We start from the raw sequence: 20,718 nt of genomic DNA, 5'->3' as shown, positions 1-20,718 counted from the left end.
TCAGAGTTCTGGCACGGCAGCGAGAAGGGAGCGCGTATAGTCATGCGTGGGGTTCGTGAGCACCTCCCCCGCCGGTCCATGTTCGACAATGCGACCGCGCATCATGACGGCCACCCGGTCGGCGAAGGCACGGGCAACGGAAATGTCGTGGGTGATCATCAGATAGGCCACGTTTCGCTTCTGCCGGATATCCAGAAGCAGGTTCAGAATCTGTCCGCGGATCGACACGTCGGCACCCGAAAGGGCTTCGTCGGCGAGGATAAGCGCCGGTTGCATGGCCAAAGCCCGCGCAACGGCAACACGTTGCCGCTGTCCGCCGCTCAACTCATGCGGGAAGCGCGCCAGATATTCGCTGCCTGGCGTCAGGCCTACGCTTTCCAGCAAGCCGATGGCATATGCTTCAAGCTCAATTGCATCCGGATGCGACGCCTGCGCCAGCAAGGCCCTGATCGTCTTGCGCGGATTAAGCGACGCGGTCGGGTCTTGGAAGACCGGTTGCATGCGTCTGCGCGCGGCCCGCAATTCGGCTGGACTTAGGCCCGCAAGGTCACGGCCATCAAGGCAGACGCTGCCGCTGTCGGGGCGGATGAGACCCAGCGCGATCCGGCCGAGGGTCGACTTACCGGAGCCGCTTTCGCCGACGAGGGCGACGATCTCGCCCTGCGCCACGGAAAGGCTGACATCGTTGACCGCGTGAAACCAGTCGCCCGCATTGTTGCGGAACCGCTTGGTGACATTCTGGATGGATAAAATTGGGCCGGAATTATGCATTTTTAACGTCGTTTCCTTGGGCCGGAGCGATGCCGCTATCCTGTGCTGCCCAGCATCTGACCCAATGACCGTCCTGGCCCAGGACCTGAGTGGCTGGGCTCATCGTCGTGCATTTGGGCATGGCAAGAGGACAGCGCATGCGGAAGGGGCACCCTTCGATCTTGTGAGCGAGATTGGGCACGTCGCCACCGATGGTCGCGAACAGACCATTGGGCAAGCGCAGGGCGCGTGCAGAGTCGAACAGGCCCTTGGTGTAGGGATGGGCCGGGGTTTTCAGGATGCTGGAACCGGGGCCCCACTCCACCGTGCGTCCGGCATACATGACGTAGATGCGCTCGCAGGCCTTAGAGACCAGGCCCAGATCGTGGCTGATCAGCAGCATTGCCATGCCCAGCCTCTGGCGCAACTCGCCGAGCAGATCCATTATCTCGGCCTGCGTCGTCACATCGAGGGCGGTCGTCGGCTCGTCGGCCACCAGCAGCTTGGGCTTGCTTGCCAGAGCCATCGCCAGCAGCACGCGCTGGCGCATGCCGCCCGACAGCTCGTGCGGATAGGACCGCCGTGCCGCCTGAGGCAGCTTTACCAGCCTGAGCAAGTCATCCACGCGCTCCGACACCCCTTCGGCGCGCATCGACTTGGGGATCGCCTCGACGATCTGCCTGTCGATACGCATGACCGGATTGAGGAAGGAGAGAGGGTCCTGGAACACCATCGAGAGAGAGGAGCCGCGCAACACGCGCCAGTCACGCTCGCCGAAGCGCGTCACGTCGGTGCCGTCCACGAAGATGGATCCACTATCGATCCGGGTACTTTTGGGGTCGTTCAATCCCAGGAGGGCGCGCGCAAGGGTCGATTTTCCCGAGCCGGATTCGCCGACGAGCCCAACGGCCTCACCGGGCGCGATCGTGAGGCTAGCGCCCCGCGATGCCTGTATGGTCGCCCGCTGCATGGTATAGGAGAGGTGCAGGTCGCTGATCTCAACAAGCGGCTTTGCTTGAGGGCTGGTCATCGTCCAGTGTCCTTCGGGTTGAGTGCGGCGTTCAGCGCGTCACCGATGAAATTGAAGGCCAGCACGGTCAGGAAGATCGCGATACCGGGCAGTACGGACAGCCACCAGGCGTTGAAGAGATAGCGCTGGCCGCTGTTGAGCATGCCGCCCCAGCTGATGACATCGGGACTGCTGAGGCCGAGGAAGCTGAGCGATGCCTCGATCAGGATGGCTTGGCCCACAATCAGGGTTCCCAGCGCCACTACGGGGCGCAGTGCATTGGGCACGACCTCGCGTATCAGGATGTAGATCTCGCTGTAGCCGAGACAGCGCACGGCATCGACGAAATCGATCTGTTTGACGCGATAGACTTCGCTTCGCATCACCAGCGCTATCTGCGGCCAGGCCAGGATGGCGATGACGGCAATCACGCGGGTGGTGCCGGGCCCAAGCATCGCGACAATCACCGCGGCAAGCACGAAGGTGGGAAGAACCTGGAATATTTCAGCGACACGCATGAGAAACATGTCGATCCTGCCGCCGAAATACCCCGCCCAGGCACCGATCAGCACGCCAAGCACCGAGGCGACCAGCGCTGACAGCAGCCCGACCGACAGCGAGACGCGGACGCCGTGGATCAGGAGTTGCAGCACGTCGCGGCCAAGTTCGTCCGTGCCGAGGAGGTGCTGGGCCGAAGGCGGGAACAGCGCATTGCCGCTGATCGCCATCGGGTTCACGCTATGGACCAGCGGCACGACGATCGTGACCACGATCAGCAGTAAGATGAAGCCGCCCGCGATGAATCCTGCCGGGCTTCCGGCTAGTCGTTGAAAAAGCTCACGCATGACGCGCTCCCAAGCTGCGGCGGATCCGGGGATCGACGATGGTGTAGAGCAGGTCGGCCAGGACGTTGGCGACCACGACAAGAATGGTGGAGAGCAGGAGGATGCCCTGCAGGACAGGGAAGTCGCGCTGGCCAACCGCCGTCACGAACAGCTGTCCGACGCCCGGCCAGGCGAAGACAGTCTCGACCAGCAGCGAACTCGTCAGGGCATGGCCGAACTGGTAGCCGAAGACGGCGATCACCGGGATGACCGCATTGGGGAGGACGTGGCGCCACAGCGTGTAGCCGCGCGAAAGCCCCTTGGCGCGCGCGGTCATCACGAAATCCGAGTTCAGCACGCCCAGAATGCTGGCGCGCGCCGTGCGCGAAAATACGGCGATCTTGAAAGCCATGATGCAGGCCAGTGGCAGGACCATGTGCCGCAGTAGATCAAGGAAGGCTCCGAACCCGCTCTGCGGCGCCCGCAGCGAATACATTCCAGACGTCGGCAAGACGCCCAGCACGATGGCGAATATCAGCACAAGGACCTGGCCGAGCCAGAAAACAGGGATGGAGTAGCCAAACAGGGTTATGGCCGACACAGTGATGTCGAAGCCACCTCCGCGTGACGCTGCGGCCAGGGACAGTGCGATACCGATGATTGCCGAAAACACGATTGCCGGCAGGATCAGGATCAGCGTGTTAACGGTGCGGCCCAGGATCAGGTCGAGAACCGGTTGCCGGTTGGCAAAGGAAAAGCCGAAATTGCCTTGGGCCAGATTGCCCAGATAGAGCCACAGCTGGACATGAAGGGGCTGGTCGAGGCCGAAATCGCGCCGCAGCTGATCGATGTAGTCTTGCGGCGCCGGAAAGTCGCCGATCATGGCATGCACCGGATCGCCGGGGACGAGCTTAATCAGCACGAAATTGACGATGATGATCACAAAGATCGTGACGATCGACCAGAACACGCGCTTCAGGAAATACTGCCACATGGGTGGACCTTTTGATGTGTGATTCTGCAGCATCACGAGGGCGGCAGAGGCAGCTTAGTTCGACGCGTCGGCACTCATCGCGGCGCGTCGCTTGTGATGATCGAGCAGGGGCGGGCCAGCCAGCTACTGCTCCAGCCAGGCATGGGCCCAGCGGCCGTTACCGATCCAGCCCCAAAGCCCATGCAGCCTCTTGGCAGCGCCGTCGAAACCGCTGAGTTCATGCAGCATCATCACCGGCATGTCGCGGACAAGGATCGGTTGGATGGACTGATAGATTTCCGCGCGCTTGTCTGGATCGATTTCCTTCGCGCCGGCGGCGAACAGGGCATCGACTTCCGGGTTGGAATATTGGGCGGCATTGCCCGAAATTCGGCCGATCGACTCGGTCACGAAAACTCGTCCAACACCGATTGCAGGATCGCCATAGGAATTGTTGTCGTTCAGATAGATATCGAAGTCGTGCTCCTTAAAGACACGGGGCATCACCACTGCAATCTCGAGCGGCTGCAGGGTGACGTTGACACCGACAGCGCCCCAGTTTGCCTTCAAAGCGTTGGCAACCTGGTTACGTTCTGCAATGGCGCTGTCATAGATAATATTCAAGCTGAAGCGCGTGCCATCGGCACCGGCCAACAGGCCCGCTTCGTCTAGAAGCGCCGCAGCGCGCTCAGGGTCATAGGGGTTGGAGACGTCGTAGTTCACCTCCCGATTGGCGGCCCACTCGATTCCCGATGGCCATGGCGCACGACCCAGGTCGCCCAAACCGGAAAAGGCGGTATCGTGGATGAATTGCCGGTTCGTCGCCATAAGCAATGCGTTGCGCACGCGCGCATCGTTGAACGGCGCCCGCTTCAGGTTGAACGCGGCGTATGTCATCCCGGGCGCAAAGCCGGACCGGACGATTTGTAGATCGGGGGTGCTCTCCACCATTCGCGCGTCGTTCAGCGGGAAATGGACCATTGGAATAAAGTCGATCTCGCCGGCCATAAGGGCCTGGATGCGCGAGGCGGCGTTCGGGATGGCCCTGATGATCAGGCCGTCCAGATATGGCTTGCCGTCTTCCCAATAGTCGTCATTGCGAACCAGATTGATATGACTGCCGCGCTGCCAGGACTCGAACTTGAATGGGCCGGTGCCGATCGGCTGAGACGTTGTGGCTGGATTTGTGGCCACATCCGTGTTCTTGAAGATATGGGCCGGCAGGATCGGCGTAGAATAGGTGCAGTTCAAGGTGCGCAGCAAGGTTGGGTAGGGCTGCTTGAGCTGGATGATGGCCGTGCGCTTATCCGGCGTTTCGACTTTCACCAGATTCGTGCCTACCTGCGCCGAGAACATAGGGCTGAATTTCGCAGCGACCTCCTCGAGCGTGTAACGCACGTCTTCGGATGTGAACGGCTGTCCATCATGCCAGTTCGCGTTGCGCAGGTGGAAAGTATAGGTCAGTCCATCGTCCGAAACGTCCCACGACTCTGCCAGCAGAGGCGAAATCTCGTCTTTGCCATTTCCAGTGTCGATCGTCAGAAGCCCCTCATAGACCATGCAGCCGGCGACGGTGTCGGGAGTGGAACTAGTCAGGGCAGAGTTGAAGCCCTTGGGTTCCGCCGCAAGGCCGATAATGGCCGTGCCGCCACGTTGCGGCGCCGCTTCGGCCTGCGCGGCCGCAGGCGCCACCCACAGACCTCCAAGAATGGTCCAACGCAAAACGCTAATTATTCTGCTTTTTTTGAACATGCTAACTCCTGTCTTGATGCCTTCGGCAATATCCCTGCGCCACCCAACTCGTCATGCTCACTCCAAGGATTGCATTGACAACGCTGATGGGTCGGACGGTCCGGGCCGAAGGCTCAGCTCCGATGGTGTCATGCAAGCATGGTGGTAATGACGAAACAAATCGATTTTCCGCCAGTCACCTATAAGGGTATCTAATGTTTTGGTGTTTGCCGGTTCATGCTCGATCCGTCCAGTGGCTGAGTGGATGAATGGATATTGGCTGGCCGGCCCTTCAGTGGGTCCGACATGCGCACGCGGTGGCTAGGCGTCGAGGCGCGGGGGCTTGTGGCAGCGTAGTTCGGGCAACGGCCCATGGAACAGTTCTACATCGACCATGGACAGTTGGCCCGTCGACCCTTGTGCAAGGCTCGACGTTCCACGATCGCGGGTGACGGTATTGGGATTGCCATGCACGCACACTGTGCCGAAAGGCACTATGTCCTGGGGATCGTACCAAGCGCCGGTGGCAATCTGGATGACGTCCCGCCGAATCGCGTCGGAGATATTGGCCCCGGCCAGGAACGATCCCCGGTCATTGAAAACACGCACGATGGAACCCTGGACTATCCCACGAGCCTTTGCCGTGTCGGGATGGATGGTCAGCGGTTCGCGCCCGGCGATCTTGGAGCCGAGGCTGGCGCGCCCGAAATCGAGCTGGCTATGCAGCCGGAACGCCGGTTGATTGGCGACCAGTTGGATGGGAAAGCGCTCGACTATCTCGCCGCCAAGCCATTCTTCCGGTTCGAACCAGGCGGGATGGCCCGCGCAATCGTCGTATCCGAAGCCGGCTATGACCTCGGAAAAGATCTCGATCTTGCCACTGGGCGTCGGAAGCGGCGCCCCCTGGGGGTCCTGACGGAATTTTTCGAGGATACTGAGCCGGTCGGTGGTGGGGACTTCGAGTTCTCCCGCCGCCCAGAACTCGTCGAAGTCTGGCGCCGGCAAATCACGTTCGGCAAGAGCCACCCGCGTCGTTTCGTAGATAAACGCCATCCACTCACGCGCCGTTCGGCCCTCGGTGAATTCCTGATGACGATCCAGCCTTTGCGCCAGTTCGGAGAATATCTCGTACTCGTCTTTGGTTTGCTGGAATGGCTCGATGGCCTTCCGCATGGTGATCATTTTCGGGTCGTTGCCGGCAGCCCCGATATCATCGCGCTCCATGGTGATCGTCGCTGGCAGGACGATGTCGGCATGGCGCGCGCTGGATGTCCAATAGGGTTCGTGCACCACGATGGTGTCCGGCCGCGAGAAGGCCTCCGCGAGGCGGGTCAGGTCCTGCTGGTGATGGAAGGGGTTTCCACCGGCCCAATAGACGAGCTTGACATCTGGATAGACCAGTTTCTGCCCGTTGAACGAGAAGGGTTTTCCCGGATGCAGCAACATGTCGGAGATCCGCGCCACCGGAATGAAACCCCTGGCCCCGTTCTTGCCCTGGGACAGAGTAGGCAGCGGCACCGCCACGGGTGGCTTGCCGACGTTGCCGATCGACCCCAACCCATATGAAAAACCGCCACCCGGCAGGCCGATCTGTCCTAGCATCGCTGCGAGCGTAATCGCTGCCCAGACCGGCTGCTCGCCATGTTCTGCCCGCTGCACGGATTGGCTGACCGTGATCAGGGTCCGTCGCGCCGCCATGTCGCGCGCCAGGTCGATGATGTCAGCCGCGGGAAGCTGTGCGATCAGCTCGGCCCAGCCGGGTGTCTTTGCGATACCGTCCGACTGACCCCGAATGTAGGCCTCGAACCGGTCGAAGCCCACGCAGTGCTTTGCCAGGAAGGCCCGATCGAGGAGATCTTCCACTATGAGCACATGGGCGAGCGCCAGCATGACAGCGGTATCCGTAGCGGGCCTGATGGCATGCCATTCGGCGCGGATCCATTCGGGTAGGTCGGCCCTGAGCGGGCTGAAGAGCACGAACCGTACACCCCTATCCTGCAACCGGTCGAACACGCCGGCGACATTGTGGTTGGAGTTACCACCCCCACTGACCGAACTGTTCTTCAGCGCCATGCCACCGAAAGAGACAACCAGCTCTGTATTGGATAGCATCGGTCCCCAGATCGGCGACTTCCGGTTGGTTTCCTCAAGCGTTCCGAACACATGCGGCGCGATAACCTGTGCCGCGCCGGCACTGTAATTCCCGACGGAGCGGCAATAGCCACCCAGTGTCGTATTGAGGAACCGGTGAATCTGGCTTTGCGCGTGGTGGAACCGGCCAGCGCTGGACCATCCGTAGGACCCGCCGAACACCGCTTCGTTGCTATATCGGTCGACAATCCGTTGCAGTTCATTGGCAAGATGGTCGTAGGCGCGCTCCCAGCTGACCGGGACGAAAGCATCTTTGCCCCTGCTGGTGTCGGGCCCCGGTCCGTTATCGAGCCATCCCCTGCGAATCATCGGCTGGCCGATGCGACAGTCAGGTGATGCGGCATCATTGAGATTGGGAAGGATAGGCGATGGCATGGGGTCGCAGGGATGTGGCGTCACCTCCAGCTCGTCGCCATGAGATTGGACGGAGAACGCGCCCCAGTGCGAACTATGAGGAACGCCTTGAGATATCCGCTTGCCCATGTGCCGCTCCTCTCTGTCACCGGCGGTCTGCAGAAGCACCAGCACTCCTGAGCTAGCCGTTCAACCAAGAGCTAGTGCGCGCTCCCAGGCGAAACAATTCGATTTATCTGGCACAATAGTGAAGCGGCTCTAATACGCACCTCAGCGAATGGCCGGGATCGGCACAGTCCCTTCTCCCTCGGGCAGCAGCCCGAGCAGCATCTGCTTAGCACGCGTCATATGGCGATCGGGATGCATCAGGACGGCGAAGGAGCGCTCGGCATGCGCGAGGGGGAATGTGCGGACCCAGTCTGCCGTCGCCATCGCCGCGACGGCGCGCTCCGACAGCACGCTGAGGAAGCGGCCGGCCGCCACGGCAGCCAGCACGGCCTCGTTCGAGGGAAGCTCGAGAGCAATCGTAAGGTCGGACAGTTTCACACCACTCTTCGTGAGCAGGCCCTCGAACTCGGAACGGGTGCCCGACCCCTGCTCCCTCAGCACCCAGCCCCAGTCAGCAAATGCCTCGGGCGGAACGGAATGTTCGCTGGCCAGCGGGTGGCCCGACGCCATTACCAGCACCAGCCTGTCGCGCGCGATTACCTGGCGCCGGAGATTGCCCTGGGTGATGTCGCCTTCCACGAGACCAAGATCCGCGCGTCCCTCGTGAACGGCTTCGGCCACGCTGGCAGTATTGCCGACCGTCATCATGACCGCGATTTCGGGATAAAGGTCATGCAGCGCCACAAGTCGTGTCGGCAGCCAATAGCTGGCAATGGTCTGGCTGGCGTGAACCCGCAACCTGCCGCGCAGCTTCGAGGACAGGTCGTCCAGGACCAGACTGGCGCTCTCGGCATGACTGAGCAGCGAGCGGGCTTCACGCAAGAAAATTCGCCCATTCTCTGTCAGACTGACGCGCCGCCCGATGCGGTCGAATAGCCTGACATCGTGGCGTGTCTCGAGGGCCGAGATGGCTGCGCTGACCGCGGACTGGGACAGCCCCAGCTTGGTGGCGGCATGGGTCATGTGCTGCCCGTCGGCCACCGCAAGAAAGATACGAAGCTGTTCAAGGGTCATCGTCTTATCGATTCTATCGATCATTATATTCGAAACAATATGATAGAATGATTGATTATGCAGGTCCATCTAGCGCGTAAACACGCGTTAGGACGGATTGCATGACCCACCCTGCCGAGGCGACGAATGGCGTAACGGCATTCCGCATCATCCTGCCCGGACTGGCTTTGACGAGCGGGCTTGCGGCCCTGGCGGTGATCATCCAGCGCACCAGTGGGTTGTCTGCCCTCAGCCCACTGATGCTGGCCATGGTGCTCGGCATGGCGGTGCGCAACCTGGTCGGTGTCGGCCCTGCGGCCACGCTGGGCATCAAGTTCTCGCTCCGGCGCATCCTGCGCCTTTCCATCATGCTGCTTGGCTTCCAGCTCACCTACACCCAGATTGTGGATATGGGCCTTGTAGGCTTTGCGGCAGCGGCCGGCATTCTGGTCGTGACCTTCGTCTTCATCAAATGGATCGGCCGCCTTCTCGGGGTAGCGCCGGCCTTGGCGGAGCTGATCGCGGCCGGCACGGCGGTGTGCGGCGCATCGGCAGTTATCGCGACGAATACGGTAACACGCGGATCCGACGAAGACATCGCCTATGCCATTGCTTGCGTCACGGTATTCGGTTCGATAGCCATGCTCGCCCTGCCGCTGCTGGCTCCGTTGCTCGGCATCGAGGGCACTACCTTCGGCTGGTGGGCCGGCGCCTCGATACACGAAGTCGCACAGGTCACGGCAGCCACCTTTCAGGGCGGGCTTGAGGCTACCCAATCAGGCACCGTCGCCAAGCTCAGCCGCGTCGTCCTGCTCGCTCCTCTTATCCTTGTCCTAGCCGCCTTGGCCCGACGGCGCGGCCATGCCGCAGGCACAGGCGCGCCACCGATGCCATGGTTCGTGTTTGGCTTCCTGGCAGTGGTCGCCATGAATTCGGTGTGGCCGGTAACGGGTGCGACCAAGGACGTGATAGTCACCGTCACGACGCTGCTGCTGACCATCTCCCTCGCCGCCATGGGGCTGGAGACTGACACGCGCAAGCTGGGGGCCTTGGGTTGGCGCGCCCTGGCACTCGGCGCCATCGGCTCGATATTCATCTCCGGGCTGGCTTATGCCGCGCTGGGCGCGATCTGACCGGCACCTGTCCGAGCGTTTCGCGCTCAGGCTCATACATAAGTGATGTTTAAGCAACGCGCGAAAATTATGAATTTGAATTCCCGCGCGACGAACAGCTAGGCTCACGCCGAAACATAAACCCGACAGGAGTGTATATGTCCTCATCTCCACCCAAGACACAGGCCGGCGCGCGGGATGCCGCGGTCCAGACGGCATTGTCCGCGACCCGCAGCGCGCTCGCCGGCGGTGTCACGCGGGAGACGCTGGACATCGCTCGCGCGGCGCTCGACAAGCTGGCCTCCGACACCACGCTCTGGACCGAACAGGACTACCCCGCCCCCCAGGACGGCGAGATGCAGGCACGGTACATGATCGCGCAGGACGATCCAGAGGGCCTCACTCTCTATCTGAACGTCATGCGGCCGGGAAAGAAGATACCGCCCCACGATCACACGACCTGGGCTTGTGTCGCGGGCGTGGAAGGCATTGAGCATAACGGTGTCTGGGATCGTCTCGACGACGGCTCCGTCGCCGGCAAGGCCCAGTTGCAAAAGCGCGACGTGGTTGCCCTCGGCTCGGCCGAAACCCGTTCCATCGCGCTCATGCCCGATGACATTCACTCGGTGGAAATCAGGGGCGACGCCATCATTCGCCACCTGCATATGTATGGCCGGCCACTCGAAACACTTTCGAACCGGACCGTCTACGATCCGGATGCCGGCACCTGCAGGCTCATGACCGTCGGTGTGACGACCCGTCGCTGACGGGCCAACAGCTCAAGCAAACGACAGACAGAACTTCATGCCGTCCCACGCCTAGCCGGGCTGGGCGACGAGGACCGACTTTTTATGCCCTCACCACACGCTTACATCAGCTCGGCCGATCTGAAGACGGCACTTTCGGACGGCGACGAAATCGCGCTGCTCGATGTTCGGGAACATGGGCAATATGGCGAAGGCCATCCGTTCTTCTCGGTGAATTGTCCGTTCAGCACGCTTGAATACCAAGTGCGAGACCTTGTGCCCTCAACTCGCTCGCGCGTCGTCGTTTTCGACCAGGCGGGGGAAGGCATCGCCTCCAGTGCAGTGGAGCATCTGGCAGCGCTTGGCTACCAGAATGTGCGCATTCTCGATGGTGGAGCGGATGGCTGGACCGCCGCCGGCTTCCAACTCTTCAAGGGCGTGAACGTGCCCTCCAAGGCATTCGGCGAAATCGTGGAAAATGCGATGCAGACGCCGTCAGTGTCGGCTGAAGAGTTGCATGCCATGATCAAGGGGGAGGAAAACATGGTCATCCTCGATGGCCGACCGCCCGAGGAATATGCACGGATGAACATTCCAACCGCCCTCTCTTGCCCCAATGCGGAACTGGGCTACCGCGTAGATTCCTTCGTCAGGGACGACAAGACGAAGATCGTGATCAACTGCGCCGGCCGTACCCGCTCGATCATCGGTGCGCAAACCTTGATCAATCTTGGAGTCCGAAACCCGGTCTTTGCGCTACGCAACGGCACGCAGGGCTGGCAGTTGTCCGGGCTGAGCCTGAATTACGGCAGCATGCCGTCAGAGAGCCAGCCGCTGTCAGCGCAGCAGTTGGAACACGTGCGCGCGCGGGCCGTCGATTTCGGCAAGGCCAATGGCGTGCCCCGCATCAGCATGGACACACTGCACCGCTGGAAGGCCGAGCTCGACCGCAGCCTCTATATCTTCGACGTGCGAACCGCAGCGGAATACCGTGCCGGGCACGTGCCGGACGCAGTGCATGCCCCCGGAGGGCAGCTGGTCCAGGCGACTGACCACTGGGTAGCAACGAGACGCGCGCGGATCGTGCTGACCTGTGATCTCGGCCCGCGCGCCGTCATCACTTGCTACTGGCTGCGCGCCATGGGACACGACGCCTACGTCCTCGACCTCGACGTGTCGACGATAGCCGGAGCGCAGGAAGCGCCTCGTCTGGAGTTGAGCAAACTCAGTGGTCTGCCGCATCTGACCGCTCGGCAATTCACGCGGATGCGCACCGACGGCGTTGTGCTGCTCGATGCCTCCCCCGGAAGCGACTATCGCACCGCCCATATCGTAGGCGCGCAATGGGTGATACGTCCGCGCCTAACGAAGATCACGGCCAATCGCGCACAGACCATCGTGGTTTGCGGAGACGGCCAGCGCGCTGCGCTCGTAGCGCATGATCTGGCGTCATCGGGATTCGCCGATATACGGATACTGGACGGAACGCGCGACGACTGGGCGGCTGCGGGGCTTGCACTCGAACAGACGCCCGACACCCCCAAGGACGAAGATATGATCGATTTTCTTTTCTTCGTCCATGATCGACATTCGGGCGGCCTCGAGTCGGCCAGGGCCTACCTGGCCTGGGAGCGCGGATTGACAGACCAGATGGACGAACAGGAGCATGCCGTGTTCGATGCGAGGCTACCCGTATCGACGGCTGCGGAGTGATCAGGATGAAGAGAGAAACCAAGCTTTTGCACTATGGTGCCGCAGCGCGTCCCGGTCCGGCCAATCCCCCGGTGATCAGGGCCTCGACCATCCTGCACGATACGGTGGCCTCTTACGATGACATCAAGCGGCGGCGCGAGACCGACGAAACGCTGCTGTCGTATGGCCGGCGCGGAACCACACCCGCGCACGCGCTTCAGACGGCCCTTGCCGGTATCGAGGGAGGCGACGCCGCCTATCTGTTCCCCACCGGCGTCGCCGCTCTTGCTGGCACGATCAGCGCCTTCCTGTCGGCAGGCGACCATGCATTGGTGGTGGACACTGTCTTCTCTCCCACCCGAAAGCTGTTCGACGTTCTGATGTCCCGCATGGGCGTATCGGTGGACTATTTCCCCGCCGACGCCCAGGACCTGTCGCGCTATCTCAAGCCCAACACGCGCGTCCTGTTCCTTGAATCGCCGGGCTCGCAAACATTCGACCTGCTCGACGTCCCTATGCTGACCGCACAGGTGAGCGGTCGCGAAGTGACGGTCATCATCGACAATACCTATGGCTCCGGCTGGCTCTATCGCCCTCTCGAACTGGGCTGCCACGTTTCCATCATTGCCGGCACGAAATATCTCGGCGGCCATGCCGACGTAATGATGGGCGCCGCCATTGCAAAGGGTGATGCGCATGCTGTGCTACGCACGCATGTGAACATGACAGGGCAGACGCTGGCGCCCGACGAGAGTTACAACACGTTGCGCGGCATGCGGACGCTCGGCCTTCGTTATGACCGTCACCACCACGCCGGGCTGGCTGTTGCGGCCCAGCTTGTTGCGCGTCCCGAGGTTGTACGCGTGTTGCACCCCGGACTGCCTGATCATCCGCGCCACGATTTGTTCGTGCGCGATTTTTCCGGCGCGGCGGGACTGTTTTCGGTTGAGTTCCGCTCTGGGTTTGAAAGCGTGTGCTTTATCGATGCGCTTCAGCTCTTTGCCGTCGGCAGTTCATGGGGTGGCTTCGAAAGCCTGGCCATGCCGATTTCCCCCTATGGCGAGCGGCTCTATCCACCACAGCAGCCCGTCGGGCCGATGGTGCGCCTGCATGTCGGCCTTGAGGATCCGGAAGATCTTGCAGCCGATATCGAGCAGGCTTTCGCCACGGTTGCCACAAGCGCAGGGGTAAGATGATGACCAGCAGAGACGAATTTATTTCTGTTGGCTCGGCGACCGCCGCGCCGGGCCAGGTCGCCAACGGGGAGCTAAGGGTGGGCCGGCTTTCGAGCGGCTCGGACCTGACGATGCCGGTTTGCATCGCTAACGGCCGCGCGCCCGGCCCGACGCTGTGGCTCAACGGCGCGGTGCATGGCGACGAGGTCAACGCCTTCATGGTCATGCGACGTCTCATCGCATCGCTGGACACGGAGACGCTACAGGGAGCGGTGGTGTGCACGCCCCTCAGCAACCCTGCATCGGTGAACTGGCGCAGCAAGATCAACAACCTGGACTGGCTCGATCTCGATCAGCAGTTTCCGGGCCGGGCAGACGGCACCTATTCGCAACGTGTCGCCCATATCCTATTCGAGGCGGTGCGCCGCTACGCCACGCACCTGATCAGTTTTCATACTGTGGGCACGGCCTATGCCGCCGAGCCCTATACGGTATTCAAGGCGCATGCCGGCATGTCGCCTGATTTCGGCCGTCGCACCGAAGCCATGGCGCTGTCGTTCGGGACACAGCTGAATTGTCGCGTAGACCTCGCCACCGCCACCGGCGAAATCGCCGGCGGGGTGAATGGCGGCATCGATGCGGCCTGTGCGGCGGAGGGCATTATCGCCTTCATGGCCGAGATCGGATCGGGCGGCGACTTCCAGGAAGGCCCGATCACGACGGGCCTGTCCGGAACGCGGGCCGTCATGGCCCACCTTGGCATGATCGGAGCACAACAGGACACAGAGAGCAGGACAGGGCGAAAGATCGTCACCAAGCGTACCTTCGCCTATGCTGATGCGGCGGGAATGCTCATCGATTGTGCGCCTGCCGGCGCGCTGGTCAAGGCCGGCCAGCCGCTCGGTCGCATCGTGAACTTCTTCGAGGACAGGGATGTTGTCCGTGCCGCCCGCGACTCGATCGTCATCATGTCGCGCCGCGACCCGGTGGTCCATGAGGGTGACCGGCTCGCCTTCCTTGCCCTTGAATGGCAGGACATCCCCTGACGCTGCTGCTCAGGGCCGTCAGGTTTCGCATGATCACGCAAGAAGCGTCTTTGCTTCGCCTGCCGATTGCTTTAGCTTATCTAATGTAATCGAGGCAGCCCGCTGCAGGAAAGACCATGCGAAACCTGGATTTGAGCATTCTCAGAACCTTCGTCGCCATTGCGGACAAGGAGTCCTTCGCCGCTGCGGCCGACCATGTTTCCCGGACCCAGTCCGCTGTGAGCCAGCAGATGCAGCGGCTCCAGGAACTGCTGGGATATGACCTGTTCAAGAAGAAGGGCCGGACCAAGGTCCTGACGGAGAACGGCGTCAAGGTCAGGGATTATGCACGCCGCATTGTCGAGCTGAACGACGAATTGATGTCGACGGCGGTGGCCGGGGGAAAGTTCACCGTGCTGCGCGTCGGCGCTTGCTACGACGTAACGGAGACGTTCCTGTCGCTGCTGCTGCAGAAGGTGGCCAAGGCGCATCCGAACATTCTGCTCGAAGTACATTCTGAGCGCAGCCCATTCCTGATGGACGCCTTGGCCCAGGGAAACCTAGACCTCGCCATCACCACCCGCTCCGACGACAGCTTCATCAGCGAAACCCTGCGGGTTACGCCGACTGTCTGGATCTGTGCCGACGGCTTCGCCTTTGACCCCTCACGTCCCCTGCCCCTCGTGCTGCCCGACGAACCGAGCCTCTTCCGGTCATTGGCCATCGAGGCTCTGGAAGGGGCCGGCAAGAAGTGGTTCATCGCCTATCTAGGACTGAATCTGGGGGCTGTACGAGCCGCCGTAAGGGCCGGTCTTGGCGTAACGGCCAGAAGCCTCAACCAGGTCGCCGAGGACATGCGGGTATTGGGCTCGGCCGAAGATATGCCCCTCATGCCGGACGTTGCCTTCAAGCTGTTCATGCGGCCGCGTGACAAGGGCACCGTGACTGAAAAGGTCTTCGAGACCCTGCGTGTCGTCTAGGCAGGTTGCTCACGGCATTGCTTTTACCTCCTCCACACGCGATGCATGCGCGGCCCATTGCTGCAAATAGTGGCTTGCCGGCTGATACATCAGCCCTGCTTAAGTTCGACCCGAAATATTCTTGATTGTTTGCCCCGAAAATCGGGTGCTAGCTTGACGGAGGAATGGAACGGAGGGTGAGCGAGGTCCGGCTTCCCAGCGAGCTGATCGGCATGTCCACCAGCGATCCATCACCCTTGAAGTAGTGGTTATTGCAGCCGCCTATCCGGCCCCGCTCCGGATGTCTCCGCGCGGCGAGAAGAAGGCCGACCGAATAATGAAAGACCAAGACCTGCTTTACACCTCAGCCGTCGACCTGTTGATTGCCTATCGCAATCGCAAGATTTCGCCCGTCGAGGTGACGAAGGCAATTCTCAATCATATCGAGGAGACCAATCCGGCACTGAACGCATTCGCCCAGTTCGCCCCGGAGCGGGCGCTGGCGGATGCGCGCAATGCCGAAGTCCTGTGGGGAACCGGGGACGTCGACAAGCCGCTGCTGGGCGTGCCCGTCACGATCAAGGACACCGTTGCCATGCGAGGGATGCCCCCGCGCAGCGGATCCAACACGACTGCCGGAGCGAAAGTGACGCGCGATGCGCCTGTCGCGCAGCGGCTGGTCAACTCCGGCACCGTGGTCCTTGGCAAGACGACGACGTCCGAATACGGGTGGTCCGGGGTGTCCTGGTGCCCGCAGACCGGGAAAACCCACAATCCCTGGCAACTCGAAATGAATGCCGGCGCGTCCTCCGCCGGGGCCGGAGCAGCGGCCGCTGCCGGCTACGGCCCCCTGCATCAGGGCGGCGACGGGGCCGGTTCAATCCGCATGCCGGCGCATTTCTGCGGCATATACGGCCTGAAGCCGACCTATGGCCGGGTACCGATTTCCCCGGTTGCGTTGAGCGATCTGACCGCGACCGTCGGCCCGATGACCCGCAGCGTCGCCGATGCGGCCCTTATGCTCGACGTCATGGCCGGCGACCATCCCGCCGACTTCACCACGCTGCCAAAACCCCAATACAGCTACTACGAGCGACTCGGAGAGCGCCCCTCCATCCGCCGTATCGCCTATAGCGCGGACCTGGGCCATGCCCGCGTCGACCCGGAGGTGGCCGAGATCAGCATGGCGGCAGCGCAGGACCTTGCCAAAGAGCTTGACTGCGAACTGCAAATGGTCACGCCCGACTGGGGTCCGAAGGGGCCCGATATCGAGCGCTTGCTTTGGGCCGCGCACATGACCCGTGCCGAGCCGAACCTCGCGAAATGGGAAAGCCAGATGGACCCCGGACTTGTCGCCTGCATCAAGGACGGCATCGGCATCACCATGAGCCAGTATATGGCGGGCAAGGCGCGCAAATACGAATACGTCACTGAGATCCATCGCTGGTTCGAGGATTACGACCTGCTGCTCACGCCCGCTGTCTCCGTCACTGCCTTCCCGCTTCCCGACCTCATGCCGCAGGACTGGCCGCAGCACAATTGGGACTGGCTGCAATGGGCGGAGTTTTCCTACCCCTTCAACCTCTCGGGAAGCCCCGCGGCCTCTATCCCCGCAGGCCTCACCAAGGCCGGCCTACCGGTTGGCTTGCAGATTGTCGGACGCAGGATGGATGAGCTCACCGTCCTGCAGGCCTCTGCCAGATTCGAAAACATCCGTCCCTTCACGACCCGCCCGACCGCCTATCTGTCGGCGCGAAAGGAAGCGCAGCATGCGTGACTTCACTATGACATCCGCTGCGGTGCTCACAGCAATTCTTCTCACCGCACCCGCCTCGGCACAGTCTGCGCCGCGCCTGGGCGGCACGGCGATCATCGGTCTGGGCGCTGAACCGCAGGGGTTCAATTCGGCCCTGACCAGCGCTACGCCCGACGCACTGAGCGGCTGCATGATCTATGAAGGCCTGGTGACAACAGCCAATGACAATGGCGTGGAGACCATCCAACCGCTGTTGGCCAAGTCCTGGGAAGTGTCAGGTGATGGATTGACTTATACCTTCCACCTGCGCCAGGCGACCTGGCAGGATGGCGAGCCGTTCACTTCGGAAGACGTGCGCTACACGCTCGAAGAGGTCGTCTCAAAGTTCAGTCCAATCTTCTCGACGCAAGTCGGTTCCAACTTGTTGGCCGTCGATACCCCGGACAAACACACCGCCGTCATCAGGCTGAAGGAACCCTATGCCCCGCTGCTCAAGACACTGAACTGCACCTATTCGGCACCCATCCTGCCCGCCCATCTGTTCAAGGGCACCGATGTCAAAACCAATCTGGCAACCAATCAGCAGCCCGTTGGCACTGGCCCGTTCCGCTTCGTAGGCTGGGAGCGCGGCAGCCACATCACTCTGGTGCGTAACGAGACCTATTGGGAGGAGGGCAAGCCCTATCTGGACGGCTTGATCATTCGCAGCCTGCCCAATGCCGCGTCGCGCATTCAAGCGCTGATCTCGGGCGAGATCGACTTCATTCCGATGGTCTATTTTCCGCTCAATGACGCCAAGCTGATCGAGAACAATCCGGACCTGAAGGTGACAAAATCGGGCTTCGCCCCGAACATGACCTATATGTCCTTCAATCTCGAACGCGAGCCGATGAGCGATGTCCGCGTGCGCGATGCATTGCTGCGTGCCTCGGATCGTCAATTCATTCATGACAACGCCTTTTCCGGTTACGGAGAACCGGGTCGCGCGCCCTGGCCCACGGAAATTGTTTGGGCGGCAAATCCTGACGTGAACTACGACCAGTCGCATCCCTTCGATCTCCAGCGCGCGGCGCAGCTCCTGGATGAGGCAGGATACGAAGCCGGTCCGGACGGCACGCGATTCGGAGTGAAGATCATCTATAGCGGCACGATTCCCGAGCGGCATCTGGCAGCTCTAGCCCTCAAGGCAAACTGGCGTGAAATCGGTGTCGATGTGGCGCTTGAGCCGCTGGATCTGGCCGTGGTCATGCCGCGTGTCTTCGTTGATCGCGATTTCGACATCTATCTCAACGACTTCAGCTCCTATGGCGATCCCGCTATCGGTATCGCTCGAGCCTTTATCACCGACGCCATCGGCCGCGTATCGGGCAATGCGCCCGGCTATTCCAATCCCGAAGTCGACCAGCTGTTCACCGACGGCGCCAAGGCGACATCCGAGGAAGAGCGTGCCCGCATCTACCGGTCGATCACGCCCATCCTGATGCGGGACCTGCCGCTGGTGATGCTGCATGAGCTCAGCGGCTTCGATGGCTCCTCGCAGAAACTGCATGGCCTTTGGGGATGGATGGGTAACGGCCGCTGGGGCAATGCCTGGGTGGACGAATAGGGTCTGACCAGCAGCAGCGCCGATTTCGCCTATCGCGGGACCGGCGCTGCCTGTGACCCAGCCGGATCTGGATGTTACCGATGACGATTGCCGATCATATTGCCGGTTTCAAAGCCGATCTGATGCAGATCCGTCATCGGATTCACGCCCATCCAGAACTCGGGTTGCAGGAATTCGTGACTGCTGAACTGGTAGCCTCGGCGCTCGAAAGCCTAGGCATCGAAACCCACCGTGGAGTCGGCGGCACCGGCGTCGTGGGCGTCCTGCGTTCCGGCAACGGAACTCGCAGCGTCGGCTTGCGGGCCGACATGGATGGCCTTCCCATTCAGGAGGCACCGAACCAACTGCCCTATCGCAGCACGGTTGAGGGCGTATCCCATGCCTGCGGACATGACGGCCATACCGCAATCCTGCTGGGCGTAGCACGCTATCTGGCCGAGACCCGGCATTTTGACGGCGTGGTGAACCTGATTTTTCAACCCGCTGAAGAAGGGCGGGGCGGCGCCGTCGGCATGCTGGAAGATGGTCTGTTCGAGCGTTTTCCCTGCGATACGATCTATGCCCTGCACAATCTCCCGGCGATGGCTATCGGCAAGGTGGCAATTTGCCGGGGGCGCTCCAGCGCAGGCGGCGTTTTCTTTGATATCAGCGTGACCGGAAAAGGCGCCCATGCGGCCAGTCCGCATCTGGGAACCAATCCAATCCTGGTCGGCTGCCAGATCGTCACCGCGCTCAACACACTCGTGGCGCAACGGATTACCGCACTGGAACCGGCGATCCTGAGCGTGACCAGGTTTCAGGCCGATGGAGGCTACAATATCATTCCCGCAGCAGTCACCATGTCCGGGACGATCCGCGCGCATTCGCGCGCTGTGCTGGCACAATTACAGGCAGAGATCGACCAGACCGCAAACGCCATGGCCGACGCTTCCGGATGCACTGCAACCAGCAGCTTTCGCCTGGTGTTTGCGCCGCTTTTTAATGATTTGGACGAGGTGGAGATCGTCGCCGATGTGGCGATAGGGCTTTTCGGCCGCGAAAACGTCAACCCCGACAAGCCCGTTGGCATGGGGTCGGAGGATTTCGCCTTCATGCTCGAACAGTGCCCGGGCGCGCATTTCTTCGTCGGTAATGGCGAGAACAGCGCCCCGGTGCACAATGACGCCTATGACTTCAACGACGACGCCATCGTTCCGGCCGCGACCATTATGGCGGCCATCGTCGAGCGGAAGTTGACCTGAGCGCGGGCGCCAATCGACCTCACCAAACCTTGAAAGCGATGCCGGACACGATTTTTTGACTTCGAAAAGGACTTCGGCGGCAGCCTGCGCTGTATCCCGATGGCGGTCGGACTCAAGCTGGACCTGATCGGAGTTAAGCTGTCTCTACAGCAATGGTATCAGTTGAGTCATGACCAGCGCCCAGGTTTGTTTGAGATGCCATGCGGCAGCACTCGCGAGCGGACCGCCATGACTGCAGTGATTGGAAACTGGGTGACAGCTCGGCCCGGTCGAATACCGACGCGGTACCTGAGGCCTTTATACTGCAAGCAAATGACGGTTGTGTGCGTGAAGTTCTGCAAATTGGGGCGGCCATTGTGCTGGTCATGCGGCTTTTCGGAGTTCGAGCTTCTTGTGCTCTCTGAGGTCGTCCATGTTGATGTAGCGGTTGGCCTCCATCCAATTTTCGTTGGT

16 protein-coding genes and 1 pseudogene are annotated in these 20,718 nt (G+C 61.5%); 10 read left to right on the top strand and 7 right to left on the bottom strand.

Annotated elements, in window-relative coordinates:
* The 7 genes from ICI42_RS22410 to ICI42_RS22380 all read right to left on the bottom strand — a co-directional run bounded on the left by ICI42_RS22410 (position 1) and on the right by ICI42_RS22380 (position 8,974).
* Entirely contained in the window at positions 1 to 771 is a 771-nt protein-coding gene (locus ICI42_RS22410) for an ABC transporter ATP-binding protein (RefSeq protein WP_188166840.1), read from the bottom strand.
* Positions 764 to 1,780: an ABC transporter ATP-binding protein gene (locus ICI42_RS22405; RefSeq protein WP_188166839.1), complete on the bottom strand. Its 1,017-nt coding sequence runs from the start codon at positions 1,778 to 1,780 to the stop codon at positions 764 to 766. Before ICI42_RS22405 ends, ICI42_RS22410 begins: the two co-directional genes overlap by 8 nt.
* Positions 1,777 to 2,604, bottom strand: coding sequence for an ABC transporter permease (locus ICI42_RS22400; protein WP_188166838.1), 828 nt, complete (start codon positions 2,602 to 2,604; stop codon positions 1,777 to 1,779). Before ICI42_RS22400 ends, ICI42_RS22405 begins: the two co-directional genes overlap by 4 nt.
* A complete protein-coding gene (locus tag ICI42_RS22395; protein ID WP_188166837.1) occupies positions 2,597 to 3,577 on the bottom strand; it encodes an ABC transporter permease in 981 nt (326 codons plus the stop codon). Before ICI42_RS22395 ends, ICI42_RS22400 begins: the two co-directional genes overlap by 8 nt.
* Positions 3,578 to 3,700: 123 nt before the next feature.
* Positions 3,701 to 5,248 (bottom strand): ABC transporter substrate-binding protein, encoded by a 1,548-nt coding sequence (locus ICI42_RS22390; protein WP_188166836.1) that lies wholly within the window; start codon positions 5,246 to 5,248, stop codon positions 3,701 to 3,703.
* Between the two features lie 360 nt (positions 5,249 to 5,608).
* Positions 5,609 to 7,960 carry a molybdopterin-dependent oxidoreductase gene (locus tag ICI42_RS22385; RefSeq protein WP_330999225.1) on the bottom strand — a complete coding sequence of 784 codons (2,352 nt, stop codon included), beginning with the start codon at positions 7,958 to 7,960 and terminating at the stop codon, positions 5,609 to 5,611.
* 102 nt (positions 7,961 to 8,062) lie between these two features.
* On the bottom strand, positions 8,063 to 8,974 hold the full coding sequence (locus tag ICI42_RS22380; RefSeq protein WP_188166835.1) for a LysR family transcriptional regulator: 912 nt from the start codon (positions 8,972 to 8,974) through the stop codon (positions 8,063 to 8,065).
* A gap of 101 nt (positions 8,975 to 9,075) precedes the next feature.
* Here ICI42_RS22380 and ICI42_RS22375 point away from each other — a divergent pair, with 101 nt between their 5' ends.
* From ICI42_RS22375 to ICI42_RS24290, 10 genes and pseudogenes are all read left to right on the top strand, one after another.
* Complete coding sequence (locus ICI42_RS22375) at positions 9,076 to 10,086, top strand: YeiH family protein (RefSeq protein WP_188166834.1); 1,011 nt, start codon at positions 9,076 to 9,078, stop codon at positions 10,084 to 10,086.
* Between the two features lie 137 nt (positions 10,087 to 10,223).
* Positions 10,224 to 10,832 carry a cysteine dioxygenase family protein gene (locus tag ICI42_RS22370; RefSeq protein ID WP_188166833.1) on the top strand — a complete coding sequence of 203 codons (609 nt, stop codon included), beginning with the start codon at positions 10,224 to 10,226 and terminating at the stop codon, positions 10,830 to 10,832.
* An 84-nt stretch (positions 10,833 to 10,916) separates the two neighbouring features.
* Positions 10,917 to 12,524 carry a rhodanese-like domain-containing protein gene (locus tag ICI42_RS22365; RefSeq protein ID WP_188166832.1) on the top strand — a complete coding sequence of 536 codons (1,608 nt, stop codon included), beginning with the start codon at positions 10,917 to 10,919 and terminating at the stop codon, positions 12,522 to 12,524.
* A gap of 5 nt (positions 12,525 to 12,529) precedes the next feature.
* Positions 12,530 to 13,699: a cystathionine beta-lyase gene (metC, locus tag ICI42_RS22360; RefSeq protein WP_188166831.1), complete on the top strand. Its 1,170-nt coding sequence runs from the start codon at positions 12,530 to 12,532 to the stop codon at positions 13,697 to 13,699.
* Positions 13,699 to 14,724: a M14 family metallopeptidase gene (locus tag ICI42_RS22355; RefSeq protein WP_188166830.1), complete on the top strand. Its 1,026-nt coding sequence runs from the start codon at positions 13,699 to 13,701 to the stop codon at positions 14,722 to 14,724. Before metC ends, ICI42_RS22355 begins: the two co-directional genes overlap by 1 nt.
* A 116-nt stretch (positions 14,725 to 14,840) precedes the next feature.
* Positions 14,841 to 15,683, top strand: a complete 843-nt coding sequence (locus ICI42_RS22350; protein WP_188166829.1) for a LysR substrate-binding domain-containing protein — start codon at positions 14,841 to 14,843, stop codon at positions 15,681 to 15,683.
* A 316-nt stretch (positions 15,684 to 15,999) separates the two neighbouring features.
* The gene (locus ICI42_RS22345) at positions 16,000 to 17,439 is read left to right on the top strand and encodes an amidase (protein ID WP_188166828.1); all 1,440 of its coding nucleotides are present in this window, start codon (positions 16,000 to 16,002) and stop codon (positions 17,437 to 17,439) included.
* Positions 17,432 to 19,024 (top strand): ABC transporter substrate-binding protein, encoded by a 1,593-nt coding sequence (locus ICI42_RS22340; RefSeq protein WP_188166827.1) that lies wholly within the window; start codon positions 17,432 to 17,434, stop codon positions 19,022 to 19,024. Before ICI42_RS22345 ends, ICI42_RS22340 begins: the two co-directional genes overlap by 8 nt.
* An 80-nt stretch (positions 19,025 to 19,104) precedes the next feature.
* Positions 19,105 to 20,265 (top strand): amidohydrolase, encoded by a 1,161-nt coding sequence (locus tag ICI42_RS22335; protein WP_188166826.1) that lies wholly within the window; start codon positions 19,105 to 19,107, stop codon positions 20,263 to 20,265.
* Between the two features lie 63 nt (positions 20,266 to 20,328).
* Positions 20,329 to 20,526: pseudogene (locus tag ICI42_RS24290) on the top strand (nitrate reductase associated protein); the annotation flags it as partial.
* Between the last annotated feature and the right edge of the window lie 192 nt (positions 20,527 to 20,718).

The organism is Oryzicola mucosus, assembly GCF_014534685.1.
Taxonomy (GTDB): Bacteria; Pseudomonadota; Alphaproteobacteria; order Rhizobiales; family Rhizobiaceae; genus Oryzicola; species Oryzicola mucosus.
This window is presented reverse-complemented; position numbering and strand designations above follow the sequence as displayed.